Annotated in this window: 26 protein-coding genes and 3 pseudogenes; 18 read left to right on the forward strand and 11 right to left on the reverse strand. The window is 59.0% G+C overall.

Annotated features, from left to right (window positions below):
- The 4 genes and pseudogenes from IVB50_RS38360 to IVB50_RS38370 form a co-directional block, all read left to right on the forward strand.
- Positions 1–676, forward strand: a 676-nt coding sequence (locus IVB50_RS38360) for a hypothetical protein (RefSeq protein WP_247300090.1), incomplete at its 5' end; no start/stop codon positions are given.
- A gap of 60 nt (positions 677–736) precedes the next feature.
- On the forward strand, positions 737–1,114 hold the full coding sequence (locus IVB50_RS38365; protein ID WP_247300091.1) for a hypothetical protein: 378 nt from the start codon (positions 737–739) through the stop codon (positions 1,112–1,114).
- 129 nt (positions 1,115–1,243) lie between these two features.
- Entirely contained in the window at positions 1,244–1,372 is a 129-nt protein-coding gene (locus IVB50_RS42515) for a hypothetical protein (RefSeq protein ID WP_256464727.1), read from the forward strand.
- A gap of 20 nt (positions 1,373–1,392) precedes the next feature.
- A pseudogene (locus IVB50_RS38370) lies at positions 1,393–1,765 on the forward strand (pantoate--beta-alanine ligase); the annotation flags it as partial.
- A gap of 665 nt (positions 1,766–2,430) precedes the next feature.
- On the opposite strand, the gene IVB50_RS38375 reads toward IVB50_RS38370, so the two are convergent.
- The 4 genes from IVB50_RS38375 to IVB50_RS38390 all read right to left on the reverse strand — a co-directional run bounded on the left by IVB50_RS38375 (position 2,431) and on the right by IVB50_RS38390 (position 5,703).
- On the reverse strand, positions 2,431–3,036 hold the full coding sequence (locus IVB50_RS38375) for an aminodeoxychorismate/anthranilate synthase component II (RefSeq protein ID WP_247300093.1): 606 nt from the start codon (positions 3,034–3,036) through the stop codon (positions 2,431–2,433).
- A complete protein-coding gene (pabB, locus tag IVB50_RS38380; RefSeq protein WP_247300095.1) occupies positions 3,033–4,427 on the reverse strand; it encodes an aminodeoxychorismate synthase component I in 1,395 nt (464 codons plus the stop codon). Before pabB ends, IVB50_RS38375 begins: the two co-directional genes overlap by 4 nt.
- 115 nt (positions 4,428–4,542) lie before the next feature.
- Positions 4,543–4,902 carry a Dabb family protein gene (locus IVB50_RS38385; RefSeq protein ID WP_247300097.1) on the reverse strand — a complete coding sequence of 120 codons (360 nt, stop codon included), beginning with the start codon at positions 4,900–4,902 and terminating at the stop codon, positions 4,543–4,545.
- 162 nt (positions 4,903–5,064) lie between these two features.
- Entirely contained in the window at positions 5,065–5,703 is a 639-nt protein-coding gene (locus tag IVB50_RS38390; RefSeq protein WP_247300099.1) for a GntR family transcriptional regulator, read from the reverse strand.
- 125 nt (positions 5,704–5,828) lie between these two features.
- Between IVB50_RS38390 and bioB the strand changes: the two genes are divergently transcribed.
- The 10 genes from bioB to IVB50_RS38440 all read left to right on the forward strand — a co-directional run bounded on the left by bioB (position 5,829) and on the right by IVB50_RS38440 (position 14,788).
- Positions 5,829–6,824 carry a biotin synthase BioB gene (gene bioB / locus IVB50_RS38395; RefSeq protein WP_247300136.1) on the forward strand — a complete coding sequence of 332 codons (996 nt, stop codon included), beginning with the start codon at positions 5,829–5,831 and terminating at the stop codon, positions 6,822–6,824.
- Between the two features lie 49 nt (positions 6,825–6,873).
- Positions 6,874–7,227, forward strand: coding sequence for an aspartate 1-decarboxylase (gene panD, locus IVB50_RS38400; protein WP_247300100.1), 354 nt, complete (start codon positions 6,874–6,876; stop codon positions 7,225–7,227).
- An 82-nt stretch (positions 7,228–7,309) separates the two neighbouring features.
- Positions 7,310–8,464 carry an 8-amino-7-oxononanoate synthase gene (locus IVB50_RS38405; protein WP_247300103.1) on the forward strand — a complete coding sequence of 385 codons (1,155 nt, stop codon included), beginning with the start codon at positions 7,310–7,312 and terminating at the stop codon, positions 8,462–8,464.
- Positions 8,461–9,093 carry a dethiobiotin synthase gene (gene bioD / locus IVB50_RS38410; RefSeq protein ID WP_247300104.1) on the forward strand — a complete coding sequence of 211 codons (633 nt, stop codon included), beginning with the start codon at positions 8,461–8,463 and terminating at the stop codon, positions 9,091–9,093. Before IVB50_RS38405 ends, bioD begins: the two co-directional genes overlap by 4 nt.
- The gene (locus IVB50_RS38415; protein WP_247300106.1) at positions 9,093–10,355 is read left to right on the forward strand and encodes an adenosylmethionine--8-amino-7-oxononanoate transaminase; all 1,263 of its coding nucleotides are present in this window, start codon (positions 9,093–9,095) and stop codon (positions 10,353–10,355) included. Before bioD ends, IVB50_RS38415 begins: the two co-directional genes overlap by 1 nt.
- A gap of 649 nt (positions 10,356–11,004) precedes the next feature.
- A complete protein-coding gene (locus tag IVB50_RS38420; RefSeq protein WP_247300108.1) occupies positions 11,005–11,199 on the forward strand; it encodes a hypothetical protein in 195 nt (64 codons plus the stop codon).
- A 698-nt stretch (positions 11,200–11,897) separates the two neighbouring features.
- On the forward strand, positions 11,898–12,140 hold the full coding sequence (locus tag IVB50_RS38425; protein ID WP_247300110.1) for a tRNA 5-methylaminomethyl-2-thiouridine synthase: 243 nt from the start codon (positions 11,898–11,900) through the stop codon (positions 12,138–12,140).
- Between the two features lie 251 nt (positions 12,141–12,391).
- The gene (locus IVB50_RS38430; protein ID WP_247300112.1) at positions 12,392–12,658 is read left to right on the forward strand and encodes a hypothetical protein; all 267 of its coding nucleotides are present in this window, start codon (positions 12,392–12,394) and stop codon (positions 12,656–12,658) included.
- 23 nt (positions 12,659–12,681) lie between these two features.
- Entirely contained in the window at positions 12,682–13,176 is a 495-nt protein-coding gene (locus IVB50_RS38435) for a hypothetical protein (protein ID WP_247300114.1), read from the forward strand.
- Positions 13,177–13,600: 424 nt separating this feature from the next.
- On the forward strand, positions 13,601–14,788 hold the full coding sequence (locus tag IVB50_RS38440; RefSeq protein WP_247300116.1) for a hypothetical protein: 1,188 nt from the start codon (positions 13,601–13,603) through the stop codon (positions 14,786–14,788).
- A gap of 128 nt (positions 14,789–14,916) precedes the next feature.
- Here IVB50_RS38440 and IVB50_RS38445 read toward each other — a convergent pair whose 3' ends face one another.
- The 5 genes from IVB50_RS38445 to IVB50_RS38465 all read right to left on the reverse strand — a co-directional run bounded on the left by IVB50_RS38445 (position 14,917) and on the right by IVB50_RS38465 (position 17,799).
- On the reverse strand, positions 14,917–15,141 hold the full coding sequence (locus IVB50_RS38445; RefSeq protein ID WP_247300118.1) for a hypothetical protein: 225 nt from the start codon (positions 15,139–15,141) through the stop codon (positions 14,917–14,919).
- Positions 15,138–15,557 carry a hypothetical protein gene (locus IVB50_RS38450; protein ID WP_247300120.1) on the reverse strand — a complete coding sequence of 140 codons (420 nt, stop codon included), beginning with the start codon at positions 15,555–15,557 and terminating at the stop codon, positions 15,138–15,140. Before IVB50_RS38450 ends, IVB50_RS38445 begins: the two co-directional genes overlap by 4 nt.
- 92 nt (positions 15,558–15,649) lie before the next feature.
- Positions 15,650–16,459, reverse strand: a complete 810-nt coding sequence (locus tag IVB50_RS38455; RefSeq protein ID WP_247300122.1) for a hypothetical protein — start codon at positions 16,457–16,459, stop codon at positions 15,650–15,652.
- Position 16,460: 1 nt separating this feature from the next.
- Positions 16,461–17,291, reverse strand: a complete 831-nt coding sequence (locus IVB50_RS38460) for a nucleotidyl transferase AbiEii/AbiGii toxin family protein (protein WP_247300125.1) — start codon at positions 17,289–17,291, stop codon at positions 16,461–16,463.
- Between the two features lie 91 nt (positions 17,292–17,382).
- Entirely contained in the window at positions 17,383–17,799 is a 417-nt protein-coding gene (locus tag IVB50_RS38465; protein ID WP_247300127.1) for a DUF6088 family protein, read from the reverse strand.
- Positions 17,800–18,030: 231 nt separating this feature from the next.
- On the opposite strand from IVB50_RS38465, the gene IVB50_RS38470 reads away from it, so the two are divergent.
- Positions 18,031–18,273: a hypothetical protein gene (locus IVB50_RS38470; protein WP_247300129.1), complete on the forward strand. Its 243-nt coding sequence runs from the start codon at positions 18,031–18,033 to the stop codon at positions 18,271–18,273.
- Between the two features lie 91 nt (positions 18,274–18,364).
- Here the strand turns inward: IVB50_RS38470 and IVB50_RS38475 are convergent.
- A pseudogene (locus IVB50_RS38475) lies at positions 18,365–18,903 on the reverse strand (DNA ligase); the annotation flags it as partial.
- A gap of 108 nt (positions 18,904–19,011) precedes the next feature.
- Between IVB50_RS38475 and IVB50_RS38480 the strand changes: the two are divergent.
- Positions 19,012–19,197, forward strand: coding sequence for a DUF3606 domain-containing protein (locus tag IVB50_RS38480; RefSeq protein WP_247300131.1), 186 nt, complete (start codon positions 19,012–19,014; stop codon positions 19,195–19,197).
- A gap of 34 nt (positions 19,198–19,231) precedes the next feature.
- On the opposite strand, the gene IVB50_RS38485 is transcribed toward IVB50_RS38480, so the two are convergent.
- The gene (locus IVB50_RS38485; RefSeq protein ID WP_247300132.1) at positions 19,232–19,498 is read right to left on the reverse strand and encodes a hypothetical protein; all 267 of its coding nucleotides are present in this window, start codon (positions 19,496–19,498) and stop codon (positions 19,232–19,234) included.
- A 506-nt stretch (positions 19,499–20,004) separates the two neighbouring features.
- On the opposite strand from IVB50_RS38485, the gene IVB50_RS38490 reads away from it, so the two are divergent.
- Complete coding sequence (locus IVB50_RS38490) at positions 20,005–20,526, forward strand: thermonuclease family protein (protein ID WP_247300134.1); 522 nt, start codon at positions 20,005–20,007, stop codon at positions 20,524–20,526.
- Positions 20,527–21,341: 815 nt separating this feature from the next.
- Positions 21,342–21,989, forward strand: a pseudogene (locus tag IVB50_RS38495) (ArdC-like ssDNA-binding domain-containing protein); the annotation flags it as partial.
- Positions 21,990–22,220: the final 231 nt, after the last annotated feature.

A 22,220-nucleotide genomic window follows, 5' to 3' on the forward strand; every position in this document is an offset into this window, starting at 1 on the left:
AACCAATCACCCATGTCGGTCAAAGCCGCTGCTCATCATCGCGCGAAACAGCTGCTCACGATCGCCTGAAATCGCCGCTCACCATCGCCGAAATACGCAATGTAGGCGCCGAGGGCCAGCTCGGCTTCGAATTTCTGGGCATCGAGGAAATCATGACCGTCGCGACGTCGCAGAGAAGGCATTCGACTTTTATGCGGAGGTCGAACTCGTCCTCAAGAACGAGATGACCGACACGCGTACCATCAATCTGGGCCAGTTCCGCAGACGGAATTCGCGGGTCCCGCGGGCCGTTGCAGCACCCGATGCCGCCCTCGGTTGGCGTCTCGACCTTACGCGGCGCGAGGACATCCATCTGCTGCCTGGCGGTGGCGATCACGGCCGCTGCGAAGGTATTGAAGACGCGTCGATTACCGAGAATGGGCTCACAATGTTCGCTCGGGTCGATAACCGCGACAATTGGCTAGGCACCCACGACGCCTGGGTCGATTGCTCGATCAGCCTGAATCGCGACGAGACTTTCGAACTGCCGCCCAACCTGCGGTCGGTCCACATCGACGTCACAACGTTCGACCGGCGATCCCGGGTGTTCACCGGCGCGGGATCCGACCGGTTCTTCGATGTCAAATCCGAAGGACGGTCGCTGATTTTCAGACCGCGCCCTCCGCGGGACCTCTAACGACCGCGCGTTCGAGGGGCCATCAGCCCCTCGCATCGCCTTGAGACAGGAGTGGAATCTATGAAGCGAAGCATCCTTGGCCTGGTCGTGCTCTTGATGTTGCCGCTGACTGGATCGCGGGCAAGCGATGTGGTCACGGTCTGGGTCGAACCGTCGCAGAGCGTCGACGTCTATTGGGAGGTGAACCTCTCGGGCAAAGTGTACGTGGCAGCTGATATCGACGGGAGGCCCGCCTGCCTCGAGTATTGGTGGATCCGGTGGCCGACGACGTCGATCAAGTCGCTCGGCCGCCGCTGTGGCGCGACATCCTTCTCGGTTCGCGGACTTGCCGATCTCGCCGTCGGTGGCAAGCTGCGCGCCGGCAGTGCGGAGGCCAAGACACGCATCCGAGGTACGGCCTCGGAGCGGGTCGCGCACGATCTCTTCAGGGTTGTGTGAAAGAGGATCTCGTTGTGAAAGAGGATCCCGGAGGAATTATGGGTCAGAACAAGGCAGATCGGGTCGTCGGTTGTCCACCGCCGACCCTGTCGTCTATGTTGAACGCCGCCTTCGACGCTGGAGACGAGCATGAATCTGCCGACACGCAGCAAACAGAAGGCCAAAAACGAATCCTATGCCATTCTGATCTACACGCTGCGCAACGTCGAAATGTTTCGGAACATGACGGGAAAGCAACTACGGCATCAGGGCGGGTGACGAATAACTAATGAAACACAATTGAGATCGTCACGGTCCCCACAATCCGCAAAACCGACGGGACTCGCGATGAGCAGTCGCAACCGGTATCTCATCCAGGAAGAACGTCGGCGCGCCGGCGCCATCAGAGGTGGCCTCTTCGCGGCGCGCGCTGAGTTTCAGGCAGGAGAGCGCGACGGGAAAGAGCTGCTGGTTATCGCCGAGCAATATCTGGAGACCGTCGACCGCCTGCAATATCTCGAGCTTTTCGACGCCGATACGCTCGAGCCAGTTGAGAGCCCGCTACATCGGCCTGCCACCTTGTGCGCGGCAGCCTACATCGGCTCGACGCACCTCATCGACAACGTATTGCTCGACCGTATCTGCCCCGTAGCGGCGCCAAGCTGCCTATGAGCTCTGCCCCGATACGCCCGTCTCATGCTCCTTCAGATCCCTATGATCCGCTGTTCCGAAAAGCGGCTGCGCTTCATGCTCCAGTCCGTGTCGTGGGCCAGTACGAACTTCAAACTGGATTAAATCCGCGGGGCACGGTCAGACCGCGACTACCGAACAAGTTGGTTGCAGATCGATCGGTCTCCCGCCGCTTCTGATGGAGGCGATGAAATCCCTGAAGATAGCAGTCAAACGCAGGATTTAGGCGTGAGCTCGCCACTCATTGCGAAAATGCATACGATCTCTTGGGGCATGCTCGACGACCAGCGTCAACTCCGGTGCATCTAGATGAATCATGTTACAGCAAATAGAGATCGCCGCGAAATGTCGCTCATGACCGACGAACAGTGCGAGCTTGAACGCTGCAAGCAAGAGATTACGCGTCTCAAACAGTTGGTTGTGCAGCTGTCTGAAATTGTTCTACGCAACGTTGTAAATAGCGCAGAGGCACGAAGCCCAGCCCCATGAGTCGCTGAGCGCCCCCCGCCGGCCGGCGGAAACGAACGTAGTAGCGCGCTGTTCTCCGCAGCGCGGCACCCACCTTCCGGGCTGCGGAGCGCCCTCGCACTGGCCGCCGGGTAATAGTTGGCTTCGCGAGATAGCAGCCCCACTCCAACCCACGTACCTCACGTTGTTGTCTTATCCTGCTGCGAGCGATAAGTCTCTGCGAGTCGCAAGAAGTTTTTAAGCACCACGTGCCCGTCTTGGGTAAGTATCGATTCCGGGTGGAACTGCACACCAAAAGTTGGTTGATAGCGATGTGCGAGGGCCATGATCTCGCCCTCGTCGGAACGCGCTCTCACCGTAAGATTCGGTGCGCATGACTCATCGAGCTCAACAACAAGAGAATGGTAGCGACCAACGCAAAGTGGCGACGGCAGCTCCCTGAATAGCCCTCGGCCGTCATGCGTTACATACGAGGACCGACCGTGCATAGGGCGACGTGCACGCGCCACCCGTCCGCCGAATACGCTCCCAATACACTGGTGTCCCAGGCAGATGCCGAGAATTGGAACGCGACCCGAAAGTTCACGGACGACGGCCGTAGATACTCCGGCCTCAATTGGAGTGCACGGACCGGGGGAGATGACCACTGCGCACGGCTTGAGGTCAATGAGGTCGCTGACGCTGACCACGTCGTTCCGGAATACTTCCGTTCCTTCACCAAGCTCCTGGAAATAGCGGGCAATGTTGAAGACGAAGGAGTCGTAGTTGTCGATGATGACAATCAAAGCGCACCGGATGTTTCAGCACCAAATGCGTCAAAGATTCGCTGCGCCTTGGCAAGCGTCTCCTCGTATTCTGCCGCCGGGTCCGACATCGCCGTTATACCGCTACCTGCATGAAATACAGCCATATCGTCGTCGATCGTTACAGTGCGGATCGCGATATTCGTATCCATCTGCCCGTTGAAGCCGATGAAACCGATCGCCCCGCAATAGACCTCGCGCGCCACACGCTCGATTTCAGTAATTATCTGCATCGCTCGCACCTTGGGCGCCCCCGTAATGGAGCCACCAGGAAAGCAAGCTCGCAGTAGCGTAACCGCATCTTCGTCTCCCGCAAGTGTACCCGTAACGATGGAGACGAGGTGATGCACTGAGGCATAGGACTCGAGATCGCACAGGGCTGGAACGTCGACTGAATGTGGAGTGCAAACACGTGATAGATCGTTGCGCAGGAGGTCGACGATCATAATGTTCTCGGCTCGATCCTTTTCGGACGCAACGAGCACGTTAGCGCGGCGCTGGTCTTCGTTGGAATCAGCCGAACGCGCGATCGTGCCTTTGATCGGTCGTGTTTCGACCTTTGTTCCGTCGAGCTTCAGGAATCGCTCAGGCGAGCTCGATGCGATGGTCAGCTTTCCGTACCGCAGGAGGGCCCCAAAGGGCGCCGGGTTCAATGACCGCAGTTGACGATAGAAGGTGAGCGGATCGAATATAGTCGACAGCCTGGCCGTGAAGCGCTGCGCAATGTTGGCTTGGAAGAGGTCTCCGGCCAGAATCAAGGCGATGACGCGCTGTACCGCCGCAATGTATGCTTCTCGGCTGAAGTTTGAATTCCATGCACCCGCTGTGCCGGGGAGCACGATCCGCGGCGACTTTGGGTTGGCAAGCAGGGCTGCGAACTCATCGGCTCGACGACGTGCGCGCTCGCCGCGACGTGCGGGATCCTGCTCCGGCCATCCGGTCGAGACGATCCAGCATCTGTTGTTCCGGTGGTCGTAGCTGACGACCACGTCGTAAAGATGCAGAATGGAATGGGGTAAACGCTGACCGGGAATTGCCGGCGCCGGCAATCGCTCCAGCGTCCTGTTCAAATCGTAAGCGAAGAAGCCAGCCGCGCCTGCCTGAAATGGCGGGAGATCGGGACGATGCTCTTGCGGATAGTTGGCGAGAAGAGTGCGAAGAACTTCCCATGGATCGCCATCGATATCTTCCCCGTTGCAACTCGCCCGTCCCCCCGCGACTATGTAGGTGCTGAATGGATCGCAGGTCACATATGAGTAACGCCCGAGCAACTCATGCGTTGCTGCGCTATCGAGAAACGAGAGGTGCGGTCGATGCGCGAGACATTGCACCGCTGTGATAGGCTCAATCCACTGTAGTTCACGGACGTGCATCGGCTATGAGTCACCGGCGACTGGCGTGCTGTGAGACACGCTTCGAATATGATCCCGACCACAACGAGAGCGACGCTGGTCGGAGCGCCGCAAGCTCTCGAGATTGAGTGTCAGGCTAAGCCCCGTCGGTGGATGCGATGCGCGGACTAAGTTGGACTACGCCTGCCGCTGAGACGAAACGCGCATCTGTTGATAAGTCATAGTCGGCCGCGAGGCGCAGCTCGCGCAGCGGTCGTGCTCGCCTGATCGATTCCTGGTAGAGGTCATGCGCTTTGTAGGCTGCGAGTTCCGTCTCGTTGTCGAACTCACCATAGACCACGACGTCGATATCGTTGCCGAACTGGTCGGCCTTGCGATTGCGAGCAATCTCGAGCCGCCGGGCATGCGAGATCGTGGTGAGAAGCGATAGGCCTTCGATCATTTGGTCGATATGGGCCTTATCTTTGGCGGTAAACAAGACGATGTGACGGATCATGGATGGCCATAGGTTAAAATCGCGAGCAGATCGCATAGCTATCTTGGAATCGAGCCCGCTGCAACGCTAGCGCCACATGCCGCCTCGCGCGGCAAACAGACAGGGTTTGACACTCTTGCGATGGCCTGCGGTCTGAAGCGGAGCCCGCCAATCTCATTCTGGTCAGGACGCGGGAAGGGCAAGGCGCTCAATCGTTTGAATGTGGCGTGAGAGCAGGTTGCAGGCTTGATCGACGTTGCGCGCTCGCAGTGCCTGCAGAATCAGGCGGTGATCCTGATTGGATCGCGGTCGCCCCCCAGCATTGCGCGCCATCGCGAACACCAATCGCGAATTTGCAAGCTGTAGTCCGTCGAGACTGGCGAGCAGGCGCGGCATCGCGCACGGCGCCACCAGCGCCTGGTGAAAGGCGCGGTTGGCCATCTCAAAATCCTGAATCGTCTGGGCATTGTCTCCTTCAATCAGGGCAAGCTCAATTCGTGCCAAATGGGTGGATGTGAACTTTGGCGCCGCATTGCGCAATGCGACCACTTCGAGCGCGGCACGCATCTCGGCGATCTCTTTCACTGAATTGGTATCAAGCGGGGCAACCCGAACGCCGCGACGGGGCACAGCGACGACAAGATGTTGCGCCTCCAATTGCCGAAAAGCCTCGCGTACCGGGACGTGGCTCGAGTTGAACTCCCGCGCGACATGATCCTGCCGCAGCGGGGCATCTGGCTGGATGGCGCCGCTGATGATGCGCTCTCCGATTGACTCGGCAATGCGCCAGGCAACGGTCGTACTCTCGCTGTCGGTCATCATAGATTATCTACCGAAAAATCGCGTGCGTTCGCAGGCGGTGTGGATTAGCATCAAGCAAAGGTCAACGATCATAGATAATCGCCAGTATTATCTATGATCAATCATTGATGGGAACGCAAGTCTTAATGATTGCCTCTGGGAGAGTAGAACGGAACGACAGTAGAATCGGCGCACAGCTCCCCAGTAACTGGGAGCGCGCCGAGGCCCAAGCGCTCTACAGCCTGCCGTTTGCCGACCTGATGTTTCAGGCGCAAAGCGTTCACCGCGACAACTTCGATCCAAACCACGTCCAAACCGCAAGCCTGCTCAGCATCAAGACGGGCGGCTGTCCGGAAGATTGCGGCTACTGCTCCCAGAGCGTGCATTACCAGACCGGTCTGAAAGCGACCCGCCTGATGGATTGCGCCGATGTGGTCGCCAGCGCACAGCGCGCCAAAGATGCCGGCGCGAGCCGCTTCTGCATGGCCGCGGCCTGGCGCAGTCCAAAAGACCGCGATCTCGATCAGGTCTGCGATATGGTTAGCGCGGTCAAAGGTCTTGGAATGGAAACCTGCGTCACGCTCGGCATGCTGACCCCGAACCAGGCCATACAGCTCTTTGAGGCTGGACTCGACTTCTACAATCACAACGTCGACACCTCGCCGGAGTTCTACGGCAAGATCATCAGCACCCGTACTTTGCAGGATCGCATCGACACACTCGCACATGTTCGAGAGGCCGGTATCAAGGTGTGCAGCGGCGGCATTGTCGGCATGGGCGAGCGCGTCGAGGACCGCCTTGGCATGCTCGTGCTGCTCGCCAATCTCCCCAGCCATCCAGAGAGCGTTCCAATCAACATGTGGAACGAGGTCGAGGGCGTGCCCGTGAACGACACCGCGGAGCGTCCCGAACCCTTTGCGCTGGTCCGCCTGGTGGCGACCGCTCGGATCATGATGCCGAAGAGCGTCGTCCGGTTGTCCGCTGGACGGCAGTATATGACCGATGAACTGCAGGCGCTGTGCTTTTTTGCCGGCGCGAATTCGATCTTCATCGGCGACACACTCTTGACCACCAAGAACCCGCAGCGCGATCGCGACGCGAACTTGCTGGACCGGCTCGGCATCGCGTCCAGCCTGGCCTGAATCAATCAGAGCAGCGCGCGGCCGCGCGGAAATCCAGCTTGGGCGAGAAATGCAGATTACTTTGATGAAAGGCAAAATCCATCGCGCCTCGGTCACCGAAGCCGACCTGCACTATGAAGGTTCGATTTCGATTGACGGTGCGCTGCTGAATGCTGCTGGATTCTTGATCAACGAACGCGTTGAAATCTACAACATCGATACCGGAGCGCGGTTTGCCACCTATGTGATCGAAGCGCCTCCAGGATCAGGCATCATAGGTCTGAATGGTGCGGCAGCGCGACTCGCGATGCCAGGAGACAAAGTTATTATCGTTGCATATGCCTCCTTTGATGGAGCCGAAGCAAACAATTTCAAGCCGCACGTTGTGCTGGTCGACCGAGCAAATCGCATCTTGCCAGGCTGAAGCCAAGGGCCCGAAACTGAAGCCTTGTTCTTCGCTGCCATCAGACCCTTTGTAAGATCGATCGCTACTGTCCGAGTGAAGAATGAATCCAATCCATGCGACCAAAGTTGCCGATTATGTCGTAGCCTTGCATGCCCTGAAAGAAGACGACCGGCTGCGCGGCCTCAAGCCGCGTGCGGGGATCGATTTCGCGTCGAACGACTATCTCGCGCTGGCGAGCGCACCGCGCATGAAAAAGGCTGTCTTGGACGCGATCGAGGCCGGTACACCGATCGGTGCCGGCGGGTCGCGGCTTTTGCGCGGCAATTGCGAGGAGCACGAACGTCTCGAAGCAGAAGCTGCAAGTTTCTTTGCGGCGGAGACAGCGCTTTTCTTTGGCGGCGGTTATGTTGCAAATTTCGCTGTCCTGACAACGCTGCCGCAGCGGGGCGATTTGCTCGTTCTCGATTCCCTGGTGCACGCGAGTATTCATGAAGGCGCGCGAGCTGGCCGGGCCGACTTTCGGACAAGCGCGCATAACGATCCCGAGTCGGTCGAAAGCGCGATTCGTGACTGGCGGGCCGGTGGCGGAATGGGCCGGATCTGGATCGTGGTCGAAAGTCTCTACAGCATGGACGGCGACTTTGCGCCTCTCAAGGATATGGTCGCGCTCGCCGACCGGCATGATGCGTTCCTGATGGTAGATGAGGCCCACGCAACAGGCGTTTACGGCGAGCAGGGACGAGGACTCACCGCGCCCTATGAGGGACGCGAAAATCTGCTGGTCGTTCATACCTGCGGCAAGGCGCTGGGCGCGGCCGGCGCGCTCGTCACTGCATCCGGCGTGCTGCGAGACTTTATGGTCAATCGTTGCCGTCCATTCATCTTCGCGACCGCGCCGTCGCCGCTGATGGCTGTCGCCGTGAGGGAGGCGATACTGATCCTGCAGCAGGAACCTGAGCGACAGCAGCGTCTCACCAAGCTGGTCGCGCTCGCGCATCGGGAGATGAGACAGCGCGGTTGGAAAAGTCCTTCGGATTCGCAGATTGTCCCATGCATCATAGGCGACAATGCGCGCACGATGCGGCTCGCCTCTGCATTGCAGGCGCGCGGGTTCGATATCCGCGGAATCCGGCCGCCAACCGTGCCGGCGGGCACGGCCCGCTTGCGAATTTCACTGACGCTTAACGTGGGGGAGGACGACGTGCGTGCAATGCTCGATGCCTTGATCGAGGAGACGAAAGGCGAGCTTCAATGAGTGCCAAAATCGTCGTGACGGGCACAGGTACCGGAATTGGAAAGACGGTGTTTTCCGCGGGGCTCGCCAATCTCCTCGGAGCGGACTATTGGAAGCCGATTCAGGCTGGTCTCGAGGGAGAGACCGATACCGAGGTCGTCGCTTGTCTTGGCGGCCTCTCGGCCGATCGCGTCCTGCCGGAACGCTACCGCCTTCAGACCCCCGCTTCTCCCCATCATTCTGCCGAACTTGACGGAGTTCGCATCGAGGCGGATTTGCTCGATGTGCCCGATACCGGGGAGCGACCATTGGTGATCGAGGGCGCGGGCGGGCTGATGGTGCCGCTTAGCGGCGACACACTCTACATTGACGTCTTCGAGCGATGGCGGCTTCCAGTGGTGCTTTGCGCAAGCACTGCGCTGGGCACCATCAATCACTCGCTCCTGTCGATAGAGGCTCTCCGAAAACGCGAAATCCGCATTCTCGGGATCGCCTTCATTGGCGAAAGAAATGCTGAGACTCAGGTTGCGATTCGCGAGATGGGGCGGGTGCGCTGGCTAGGGCGATTGCCATGGCTTTCTCCCCTCACGGCAGACACGCTGCAGGCCGCATTCCAAGCCTCATTCCGTGCTGATGATTTCAAGCCGTGATGCCGAAGACAAAGTCGCCGATCTGGCATCCGTTCACGCAACACGCGCTTCAAGGCGAAATGACAAAGGTTGTACGTGCTGATGGTGCTTATCTTCACACAGCAGATGGGCGCCGTATTATCGATGCCATTTCATCCTGGTGGGTCGTAACGCACGGTCATTGCCATCCACATATTGTAAGCGCCATTCAGGAACAAGCCGGTAAGCTCAATCAGATCATCTTTGCCGGCTATACCCACGATCCGGCTGAGGAGCTTGCTGCGCAACTTTTGAAGCTCGCACCCCGTGGTCTCGACTATGTCTTCTTCTCCGACAGCGGCTCTACCAGTGTCGAAGTAGCCTTGAAGATGGCACTCGGGTATTGGCATAATATCGGTCAGCAGCGAAGACGCATTGTCGTAATGCAACATTCCTACCACGGCGATACGGTTGGGGCGATGTCCGTTGGTGCCAGAGGCGTGTTCAACGCGGCGTACGGTCCGCTGCTGTTCGATGTTACCTCGATCCCGTTCCCCGCGAGAGGTCGTGAGCAGGCGACACTCGCTGCGCTCGAGTCGGCATGCCGAAACGAAATGCCAGCCGCCTTTATTGTGGAACCTCTGATATTGGGGGCGGGCGGGATGCTGATGTACCCAGCCTGGGTGCTAACAGTGATGAAGCGGATCTGTGAGGCGTCGGACGTGCTGTTCATTGCCGACGAGGTCATGACCGGCTGGGGCCGCACCGGATCGCTATTTGCTTGCGAGCAGGCCAATGTCACGCCCGATATCGCTTGCTATTCGAAAGGTCTCACGGGAGGGGCGCTCCCACTCGCGGTTACGCTCTGTCGTGCGCACATTTTCGACGCGCATTATTCGAAAGATCGTATGCGTACGTTTTATCATTCGAGTTCATATACGGCGAATCCGGTAGCCTGTGCCGCTGCAAAAGCGAACCTGGATCTTTGGTGGCATCGGGACTCCCGCGAGCGCGCCGCTTCGCTCGCCGCCATGCAAGAACGGGCAATTGAGCCATTCCGCGCCGACGCGCGCTTTGAAAACGTTCGTCGTTCCGGGACCATCACAGCGCTTGATTTGAAAACGAACGATGGCGGCTATTTGGCGGACATCGGTCCGAAGCTTCAGGCTTTCTTTAACGACCGCAATCTGCTGCTGCGCCCGCTCGGCAATACCATCTACGTGATGCCGCCCTATTGCGTCACCGCGGCAGATCTCGACGAAATCTACGCTGGCATCAGCGATGCAGCCGATGCGCTGGTTTGAAGGCGCGCTTTTCGAGTTCGGACTCGCGCTCCTCCTTCGTAGCGATTCTCAACATTCCAGAAAGAAGGCCAAAAGACGTTCTCCGGTACAAAGCACGCTTGCGTTAATGAAGTCCGTGACTTCCCGGGAATTGACCAATGAAGCCTGGGAGTGACGGACCATGTCGGTAGCGCAAGCCGGCTTGGTGGCTTGCAGTTCCTGATGTCAGTCCGCATCAGATTTTTGATCTTGCTGCCGCGGAGCTCCCCGGCACGATCACGAAGCAGGACCAGTGCTGACCGCAGGTCGCCAATAGTAGAGGCGTTGAAATCCACCGAAGAATCCGGAGATCCAACAGGATTTGAGCGCGATAACGGGACGTGTTGCATTGATGGATTGTCCGAAGTGCTCCAATATGAAGCTGAGACGACGCAAATGTGAAGCCGAGACAACGCTCTCATGTGACTGAGACTAGTTGAGTACCATGTCTGGGGAGCAAAGGCGCAAGATGTGGCAAAGTCAGCGTGCCCCAGCCAAAACATGGGGCAACGCCGCTGGGAGATATGATGTTAGACCGTGACGGTGACTTGATCTTTCAGCTTCTGCTTTACCTTAGTCTATTGCTTATTGTTGCGTCTCTGATGGGCTTAAGCGCGACGGGGATTGCAGCATGGTCGAGCGAATGACCCTCAGCAAGTATCAGTTCGCGGGCGAGCTGCGGCAGTTGATCGAGACGCACATCGGCCCGTCGAGCACGTTCGAAGACTACGTCCTCATAATCGGGGAGCTGGAAGGGGCGAAGAACAGGCTGGAGCTGGAGTCCGAGAAGTTCTCGGACGAGGAGGTTGACGCCTGCGAACTATAGCGAGCGCTTCGCACTGTACAGATCTGGTAGGCGGAGGATACCATGTCCGAGTAGGGCAGAAGGCGAGTTCGTGCTTCTCGCGAAAGCTAGTCGAACGTTGGTGCGCTGTTTGATGACAAAACCGCACCGCGCGGTTTTTGCCGCGACAAAGCCGCCGAATCGACGATCAAGTGGAGAGACGACCACCTCAGGCTGCTCTCCCGCCTATAATAGATGCCGTTGAATTCCGTCGAAGAACATACGGTCAAACGCAGGATTTCAGCATCGTGGCGCGGCACTTTGCATTAATCAACATTGAAATATGGTTCCGGTCAGCACAGAGGAAACACACATGCGATCGCAGAGCGCATATCTCCACGTCCAGCAACACCTCGGCGAATCTCGGAATGTCGCTTCTCCTTGTCGGTTCGGCTCTAGCAGCGGAGCTCACGTTGAAAGTCAAATGGCGGGATTTTTTGTAGGAACCGCTCCAATCTGAAGCCCAGACGACACACTCAGGTGAAAGCGAGATTTGGTCGTTCGTTACGTACCCTGTTTGTCGTAGCAAAAGCCCCCAACTTCGCCATCGTCGGCGGAAACGAACGTTGCACAGTGGCGCGCTGTTCTCGGCCAACATGGCTTCCTGGAGCGGCCTTGTCTCCAGGGGCCTGCCCCAAGCTGTAAGTAGCTATTCGAGCAAGAGAAACGTGAGGGAGCCTATGACACGCTATTTCTTCAATGTCGGCGGCAGCCACCCGTTTCAGGACACCCTCGGGGAAGAGTTGCTCGACGACAATGCGGCTTGGCAAGCTGCTCTTGATATAGCGCGCCATATTGCAGCAAGCCTAACGCCTGGCGACGGGTGTCGGCTTGAAGTGATGAATCTGGGTCGGCTAATCCATTCTATAGAGATTACTACCCAAGCATTTCACACTCCTGCTTTGGTTGATCTATCACACTAAGTGATGTTGACCCGGATGACCTCAGCTGCAGAGCTGTCCCACAACAATAGGGTTCTCCTACCACCATCAGCCTTTCAGAAAACTCTTCGATGGCCTCGAGCGAAAGCGATCCCTGCCTCAATTGCCTCCATTTGCTTCCTGCTTCCGCCATAAAACGTCTCGCAAGACTGATGTCCCCGTGTTTTGACTCCAGCACCTGGTCCAGTTCAGGACCCGGATCGACATTTGCGATCTTCAAAAATGCGAAGTCGATGCACGCCTTCGATCAGTATCTGCCAATTGAGCGGGCTCTCGGCATCCTCGCGGTCGCCAAACTCGATGAAATTTTCTTGCAGCTTGCGCGAATTGCTTCTATGCGGCCCATGGCCGTGAAAGACAACAAGCCCGTGGCTCACGGCGTTTCGCAGGTGGCGCAGGGCTGTTCCATATTGTTGGACTTAGGCCGGAAAAGTATGACGCTCTCTTTGAGCGAGCTTTATTCCATTGTGAAGCGGTCATACCGCGACACATTTTCCTGAAGCGCCGCGTGCATTGCTAGACCATGATCGTCAAGCTCGGCAAACTCCTCGTCCTCGCGCAGTGTCGCCAGCACGCCCGCGCCGCAATCGGCCGCAACGAACTCGAACAAGGACGGCCGCGCCTGGAAGGCAAGGATGCCCTTTGCGGCAGCACCGGAATGCTCGTGAATGTTGGATTCCATTTCGCGCAATGCGGCGGCGAGGCTTTGCGCGACCGGCTTGAGAAGCCCGGCCGCTTCGGCCGCTGTCCGCGCCGTGATCAGAAACCGGTTCCTCTGAAGGTCATCGGCCTCGACACGTGGATCGAACGTCGTGCGCATGAACCCGCAGCGGCGCGTCTCGTCGAGCCAGATGTTCTGGTTGCTGGCGAGGGCCGCTCGGAGATCGAGTTGCGTGATGGAATCGAGCCAGGGCGTTTGCAGAAGCGGCCCGGTCCGGCCGTTGCTGGCTTCCATCATCAATTCGATCAGCGGGCACATGTCCGTCGCGGCATAACGAACCTGCGGCGCCCCCGTTGAGCCGGCCACGCGCATGGGCCCCGACAAGATCGTCGACAACCTCGAATGTCAGATTTGCCCGCGGCAAAGGTTGATTCGAAAAATCCACGTTTGGCTCAAATTCGGATTGAAAAACCCGGCTGCCGGGAGGGCACTTTAGGCGAGCCGACCCGTCCGGCGTGAGTCGATTTCTGCCCTTTACACCACCATTTGCGTTCGGACGCGCCAGACCGGGTCACCTTCGAACCGCATTCCGCCGGCCCCGCACAAGCTTTTAAACTCATCGCCCAGCAGGTTCGATATGCGGTCCATAAGGCGGGTAAGCTCACAGACGGCCGACGCCGGCCCGCTCATGCGCTTATCGTTTGTCGGTGAGCTCTTCGGCACAGCTGGCAGGGGGAGGGCCGCGTCGACCCTGCTTCCTGGGCCGTGATACAATGTCGTCATGACCGAGTCTCAGCCCAAACAAGACAGTGCCCCCAACCCCGGTATTCTTGCCGGAAACTTGGCCGCACCCGTCAAGCTATCGGGTTTGCAACTGCATGGTGTCTCTGCGGACGCGGCCCGCGGCGGCGACACCGTCAAGGTCTGGACACGGCTAAGCCTGACTTCGGACGACCGCTTTTTTCACCGTGTGGTGGAAGGTCTGAGCAATCATATTGAGCACATGGCGCGGCAATCCGGACAGACCGTCAACCTAAAGCGGGCGGACGTCGCCTTGCTGGTCGTGCGTCCCGACGACACGGGCGACCTTTGGGTAGACGCGGCGGCCGTCGCACTTCAAATCATGGCTAAGCGAAACATGGCTGCTGGAACGGTGGTGTTTGAAAATGACATCGGCGACGTCACCGGAATGGGCTTTCCCCTTGTCGCCATCGGCAAGAGAGATCGTGTCGTTTGCGTCTTCCGGGAAGGCTGGCGCTTTGCCCTTTTCTTCGATTTCAATCCGGCTGGCGACTTCTCCGTTTCCGATATGCAGCGTGACCTCGGCACGCTGTACCGTAGGCTGAAGTACCGGGATCTCTACGATGCGATCGCCGATCAAGCCGTCTTTTCCCAGCTCATCGCGGCAGGCTGGTTTCCGTTCGTGGAGATTCTCGGGCCTGAGTTTCAGGGGCTGGCGAATTCAAGCGAAGCGCGATTCGATCTCGACGATGCGGAAGCAACGATCCTTGCGAAGTTTGACGCCGAACGCATCGAGCGCATGTTTACCCGGTGGATGGCGAAGGCGCACTTTGCGGGCAAGGAACGGCTTCTGCGCTCGGCGCTGAAGTCCTTTGCCGAAGGGGACGCCATACCCGTGCTCAAAATTGCCTTGACCGAGATCGAGGGGATTTTGGGTGACGCCTATCGCAAGGTTTATGGCAAGGGCGCAAAAATCAAAAAGCTTCTGGAGTTTGCGGTTGCTTCCGCCGAGGCTAAGGCTGGGCAGTCAGACACGTTGTTGTTTCCCGCAGCCTTTGCCCATTATCTGAAATCTCACACCTTCGCCGACTTCGATCCTGCAGCACGCACGGGCAATGCCAGTTCCCGCCATGCCGTGGGCCATGGTGCAGCAGCAGCCGAAACGTACACGCTGGCGCGCGCGCTCCAGGCCCTCCTCACGTTAGATCAGCTAGCCTTTTACACCTGAAACACCGTTCCCGGATGCGACGCAACATATCGAGCCTGACATCGGGCCCTGACGAGGCAGGCTTGGACGCGCTGTGGACCAGCGTTTAATCGGCCGGCTGTGCGGATCGTTGCCACAAAGTCCGGCGCTCATTTGATGCGGAATCCAAACGGGAACCTGTCGTGATCGCTGATGACGTGGATTTCGCGGAACGGCAAGGTGCTGGCCACCGAACGCAGATCTTCCTCAATCCGGCTCCAGCGTTCGTTGGGCAAACTGTGCAAGGGCGCTTCGATCAGCAGATCATGCCCTGCGTATTTCGGGTGATCCTTCTTGCGAAGGCAAGACTTGATGCCGTTGCCGATGACCTTCAACGCGCCTTCCGAACTGTGCATGATGCGAGACCGCGCCAAGCGTTTCTTGAAAACCTTTTCCGGGGCGTCGTCCGGTAAGCCGAGATATCCCGGAACCACTCCCTTTTTTCGTTCATCTCCTGGCCGAGCCGCTGTTGCTCGCGGGATTGCGCCACCGTGACCTCAAGACCCTGTGGCGCGGCGTTCGGCTTGTCGCGCAACCAGCAATCCGGCACGTCACTGCTTAGCTCGAACCGGATGTCGCCTTTTGCTTTGACGAACTTGACGTGATGCAAAACAGGCACCACCTCATCGCGCAGCTTTTTTACCGCGCCGGGTTTGGCGCGGTAATCCGCCAGCTCGGACGCTGGCCGTGGTTCGCTAAAGTAGTCTGCCAGCGCCTGCTCGAACTCGGCAAGCGATATCCGACCCCTCAAACGAGCATACAGGCGTCCAAGTGGTCGTATCCAGGTTCGGCACCATGAAAGAATCCTAGGTTGCCGGCATCGCCTTACGCGTTCCGGCCAACTTACTGATTGTAGCGCAAACGGCGCAGAAAGGTCCGCGCGGTCACCAGCACGATGTGAAGCCGGAAGGTGCTGTGATCTTCATCCGACAGGCCGGGATGCGAGCCGTCCGTATGAAGCATCTTGAACAGGCCGTTGATGTAGTTCTTGCCGTCTTGCGTCCATTCGTTGCGGGTTTCGGAGAGATAGCCAATATTCGCCAGCCACGCGCGTCGGTTCTCCGATGTTGGTTGTGCCAATCGATCCGCACCTTCGTGAAAGGCAATCGCGTCAAACAGCCCTTCAAGGAACGTACGAAACTGAGCGTTTGCCGCTGCCCAATCGCCCCGCGCATGCGCCTCGATGCCCTGACTCAGATGGCCAAGCGGTTCCGTGAAGCCGAACTGCTTGAGGAGTTCATGCACTTCATTGTCCACCACCGATAGGCCGAGTTCTTCCGGCAACGCCGCACGTAGCGCCGGGCGTTCTCGCTCATCGAATGCAACGACGTACCCGTCCCGCGCCAGGCCGCGCGCCAAGTCGGTCTCCAAATCATTCACCGGCTCAGGGTGCATGAGCTGGACGGCCTCGCGAATAACCGCTTCCGCCAGCGCGAGCGTGCCTTCCAGCGTTTCGACGGGATCGGCTGGGCGTTGCACGACAATGCGGCCCAGAAGGCCCGCTTTCTTCGCGACGCTGATCGCTGTGTCGGAGGTGATCTCGTTTTCAAGGCCGAGGCGCAGAACCATGTGGTTGAACGGCGCTTGGTACATCTTGGTCAGGAATGCGACGGCGGAAATGACCGTCGGCCGCGTGAAGGGAACGGCAGTCATGTCAGGCCGGAACCTTCTTGAGATGATCCGCCAGCGTGTTCAAGGTGCCCATCGCCACGCTGAAATCCGGCTTGTCGCCATAGACCATGTCACGCTGGAAATTAGCAAAGCCGTCCACGAAGACCTTGTCGTTGGGAATGCCCTCGATCGCACGCAGCGTCTCGCCCAGCGGATCGTTCTTCCATGCCGGGAAACTGTCGCCGCGTGTGGCGGCATCTGCGAGCATCACTTCATGGGCCAGCGTGGCGGCCTCCTTCACATCGTATTCGTCGCGGATCATGTGAATATCATAGATATGCCGGACCAGCGTTGGGTCGCGCTCCTCACGCAGGCCCTCCAGCTCCGAGCCTGCACGCCATGTCAAGGCCACGAATTTCTCCGCGGCGGTTTCCAGAACGGATGAACAGGCGATCTTCGGTAATTCCGGATCGCGGCCGTAGGCTTCTGCGATGAAGGAGATCACGGACTTGTCCACGGTCTCGCGCCGCAGCGGCCATACCGAGGTTTCAATCTGGACATTGGGCCGCAAGATGCCCTTGCCCTCGGCGAGGGCTTTGTAAGGCAACTGGTATTTGGTGTAACGCCCTTCGTACATCGTGACGCGGTGGTCTTTGTTCTCAGGATCGAAGACAAAGCCCGCGCCCAGCAGCGCATCGGTAATTGTTTTGCGCAACTTGCGAAGCTCGCCGCGCGTCGGAGCCTTATCGCGGACGATCTTAAGGTCGACATCTTCCGACATACGCTTGGTCAGCTTGTAGGCGCGGCTTAGCGCCGTGCCGCCGCCGAACACGAGGCGGAAATCGCCGGTATCGACTGCAGCGATGGCGGCCAACGCCTTGACGACATACCAATCCTTCTCGACAAGCGCGGGGCCCGGGAGCCCAAAATACTCCTGGACTTCGAGCAGCTGTTCGAGGGTTGGGTTATCGCTCAAGAACCAGCTCCGCGTTGCGGTAACGTAGATGACGTGAGAAGCGACCTTTGACCCGCACCACCGGGTTCACGGGGACCTGCGTCGAGCGGCCCTCATTATACGCACGTTGGGCTTCGGTCGGCTCCCATTTGACGCCTAGCTTGTCGAGCGCCTGACGTGCCACGCCGGCGAAGCCGTCACGGCTATAGAGCATCGGCTTGCCGCTGAGGCTCGAAACGGTCGCACGCCCGTAGACGCCATAGCCGAGCCGCACCAAGCGGCCATCGTCCACGAGCTTGCGCAAGACGCGCAGGACCTGATCCTCGCCGCCGAGCGTCTTGAATTCACGCGTTAGGAACACGTCCTCGCCCTTCTTGCGGGCGATCCGCTGTTCTATCTTTTCGCGCAATGTGTGCTTGCGAGGCATATTGGTCCTCCTTGCAAAAACCCGACATTGAATATAGGCAAAAACCCGACGTCATTCAACAAATAGTGCAATAGATTCAACAATAATAATGAATATCAATGACTTAGATCAGTCATTTACCCGCTCGATCCCGTCCAGCGCCTGCGGCATCGGCTGAGCAGAGCGAAGCCAGCGACTCGGCGTACACTGGCGGAGGCGAAAAGAAAGATTATCGGGTGGGGTGGCCAAGCGATGTCCAACAAGATCAAGGGAAACATCCTCGAAGACCTGGTTGCGATGATGCACCAGGTGCCAGGCGTTCGCGTGGAGAAACGAAGGAAGCTGCCCGTTCTGCGCAAAACGAAGCGGAAGAGAGAAATTGACGTTCTGATCACGTCCAGGGTCGCGGGCTACAAAGTTCAAATCGCGCTCGGATGTAAGAACGAAGCCACAGCCCTCAAGACATCGGCGGTTGACAACTTCGTCGGGATTTGAACGACGTCGGCATTCCCATACAGCAAGGCATTCTCGTCAGCGCGAACGGTTACACGCGTGACGCGCAAGATGCCGCGGACGCGCATGGGTTCGAGACGACACCTTCCAGGCCGAGCTTGCAGGCGTGTGCGAACATCTCGCGTCCTCGATCTCGAAGCTTTCGCTGAACTGGACGTCGGTGCCATCGACTATCTTCCGTAGCTCGGCTTTCCTCTGGACCAGCGGCAGCTTCCGAAGATCGCGGCCATTCAGATAGAGCAGATCGAACGCCACCGGCACGATCTTGGCCGACCTACCCTTCTCGGTCTGCAGCACCGAGAAATCGGTCGTGCCGTCGGCGGCGGGGACGACGATCTCGCCGTCGATGAGGGCCGAGCTCGCCCTGATGCGCCAGGCGTCGTGGGCGACCTTCTTGAAGCGGTGAGTCCAGTCGTGGCCGCGCCGGGTAAAGATCTTGGCCACCTCGCTGGCCAAATGGACCTGGACCCGGTAGCCGTCAAACTTGATTTCGTGAATCCATCGCCTGCCGGACGGCACCCTCTCGATCGAGGTTGCCAAGGCCGGTTCGATGAAGCCGGGCAACGGCGCCTTGACGCCGATGCCGGCCGCTTTTTTACGCTGAAACGCCACTGAAGCACTCCACGCAACAGCTGATTCAAACTGACATAGTTCGAATCGTTCCGGAACCCGTGAATCCTTTACTGCGTTGCTTCATCATCAATCCATCAGGAGGAGCCGATGGCGACAGCGAAGAAGAAAACAGCACGCGGGCGCAAGCAGGACCGAGCCCGTGTGGCCCGCGGGCAAAAGTATGAGGTGGGGTACGAGTCCAAGAAGACCGGGCGGTCGGCATCAGCGGCCAAAAAGGCTGTCAAAAAGGTCGGCAACAGCCGCAAGCGCGTCGAGAAGCGTCTCGGGCGTTAGTCACCTTTGCTGGCGTCGATCGTTCAGCGCGTGCCTAGACCTCGGTCGGGCATTCGGGGCAGGTATCGCCGATCGAGTCCAGGACCTCGGTCACAGCCCCGGCGGCCGCCTCGGGCGAAAGGCCCGGTGGCGGATCCTGGCGGGCGATTTGGAACGCCTGCTCACGGGCGTGCGGATCTGCGCGGTCCTGCATCCAGCCATGGTACGCACACTCGCGGATCGCGCCTGCCTCCTGCAGCACGGCTATCGCCCACCCCCGTACCGTGCGGATCGCCGTCCGCCTCTCCTTGGTCATCAGCATCAAGATCGCTCCTCCGCGAGGAACGGATCCTTGCAGCCCTCGGTTCGTTCCGGGCTGCTAACACAGAGCAGGGATTCCAAATCGTTGGGGCAGGTGCCTTTCCACGTGTTCCGCCGCCCTGTGCAAAACCAGCCACGCCGCAATCTTGTCCTTCCTTGTCCGCATCGCGCATGACGACGTTCAGCCCCTCGTCTGGTAAAGGGCGCTGCAGCGCCTTGCGTCCTCCGAAAGGGGCGCGCTGGGACGAAATTTACGCGCTTCGCCGGCTGAACAGCGGGCATCCAACGCGACCGGCGAAGTTATAAAGAATGACGGCGTCTGAAAGGTTTACGAATTCACTTGGCTGATGGACGCAATTCTGCTCTGGGCTCGCTCCGAGGGACACTGGCGGCGCCGCACGGAGTTTCACTATCCTGAGCCGCCCGAGAACCTGCCGGCGCTGAAGCCACTCGCGAACTGGCCGAAATCCGATCCACGAGATTTGCGGTAGCTAGAAGGTCATTGGAATGCGTCGAACCTCTGTCGCATTGATTATCGCCGTTTTGTCGAGCGTAGCATTGGCCGACGATTTTGTCGGCCAGGCCAGTGTTATCGACGGCGACACATTGGAAATACATGGAGTGCGCATCCGGCTCTGGGGCATCGATGCACCGGAGAGCAGCCAGCTGTGCCGTGGCGACGACAGTCTGCAATATCGGTGTGGTGCTCAGGCCGCGAACGACCTTGATGCCTTCATTGGCCGCAGTGCCGTCAATTGTGTTCCAGTCAGCCTCGACCCGTATGGCCGCACGGTCGCGACCTGCTCGGTCGCAGGCAAGGATCTCGGTGGTTGGCTTGTACGCAACGGTCTTGCGCTGGATTGGCCCCAATACTCGAAGGGCAGGTATCACGAAGCTCAGCGCGAGGCTGAGCGCGCGGGCCGAGGACTTTGGAAGGGCAGCTACGTCGAGCCGTGGCTCTATCGTGCATGCATCCGCGCAAGTGGAAGGCCGTCTGCCTGTTCGGACGATGCAAATGCCCATCCTTGATGCGATCCCTGCGGGGCACCAATCCAGAACGGGCGTTAGCCAATCACGACACTTGGGCAGGTGGCTCTGGCGCCGTTTGGGCTGCTCACTCTACCCATCATTTCCAATCCCCTCACTGCACAACGGGAATGAAATGGTTGCAGCCACCGGTGAATTGCCGGCCTCTGGTTGCGCGCTTGAAGTGGACGGCCGGCTCAAAGCCGAATTTGCAGCCAGAGGCGGCGCCAGGGCAGGTGGAAGAACTAAAGAAGCGTTTTCCCATGCTTCAGATCAGGATCTATGACGCGCACACCAATGCGCGCGAGGAAATCTAGGTCCTCCGACTTAAGCCCTGGTGGAGTTCTTCCGCTTGTGCGCGTGCGGCTTCCGCCGCATCGGGCTCTCGTTGAACCGAGCCGCTTTGCGTCTCGGCCGTCCGGCTTCGATCCCTCGCGCAAGAGCTGCGGAGCTCCTCGCCGGGGGCACTCGGGAAAGGGGCCCGCCTGCGGCGATCGCTATCACTGCCCCGTTCCCGGGTGCCACTATTGAACCGGTCTCGTCGCTGCACTCGGACCCGCGTGCCCCTTCGGGTCGCTATGCTCACGCTCTCCGGGTGCCATTTCCCGTCGAGGCGATGCGCTCTTGGCGCACGCCCGGTCGGGCCTGGGGCCCCAGGCATCTCAGTATCTAGTCCTGAAAACTTGGGACGGAAGGCGGACCGGGTCGCAAATGTCGCATTCTGAATGAGAGGCTGAGAGTAAGAGTGTCGCGCGGTTTTGCCGTGACGGGTTACAGGCTGCGAGAGAGGCTCGCGGCGCCCGTCGCGGAGATCCGCGATGTCCAGACATCATCCTCGGGCGCGCACCGGTGAGGACCGGACGAGCCTTTATGACGACATCACCAACACGATCATCGCCGAACTGGAGGCCGGCCGTGTGCCGTGGGTGCAGCCTTGGGGCACCGCGGCGGCGAGGGCGCCCTTGGCCATGCCGAAGAGTGCTGCGACCGGCCGCCAATACAGCGGCGTTAACATACTAATTCTCTGGGGGGCTGCCACCGAACGCGCATTCACAGGTCAGAGCTGGCTCACATTCCGCCAGGCGCTATCGCTCGGTGGTCACGTTCGCAAGGGCGAGCGCGGCACGACCGTCGTCTGTGCCGACCGCTTTGTGCCGGTCGACGAACAGCGCCGCGCGAGCGAGAACGGTGAGGAAGCGCAGACCATTCCGTTCCTCAAGCGCTTCACACTTTTCAACATCGATCAATGCGAGGGCTTGCCTCCGGAGATCGCAACAACAGCGCCGCCTCCGCCGCCAGACCTGATCGAGCCGAAGGTCGAAAAGCTCATCAAGGCGACTGGCATCGATTTCCGCATCGGCGGCAACCGCGCCTTTTATGCGCCGACAGAAGATTATGTGCAGGTGCCGCCACCGCAAGCTTATTTCGAGCCGATCAACTGGCATCGAACGGCCTTGCATGAGCTGGCGCATAATGCCGCGATCCAGATTATGCCGCATCTGCTCGGCTGGGCCCGGTTGGCGGCATGATCCCGCCAATCCCATTCGGCATAATCTTCGTCGCTCCAACAACAAGGAGCACGAAGATCATGTCTCAATATTTGCAGACCTGCATCGAGCCGCATCTTGGCTCGTTCGCAGCGAGTTTTGCGGCGGAGAATTACAGCGCCGGCACGGTCAAGACCTACCTATCGATCC

Source organism: Bradyrhizobium sp. 87 (genome assembly GCF_023073015.1).
Taxonomy (GTDB): Bacteria; Pseudomonadota; Alphaproteobacteria; order Rhizobiales; family Xanthobacteraceae; genus Bradyrhizobium; species Bradyrhizobium canariense_D.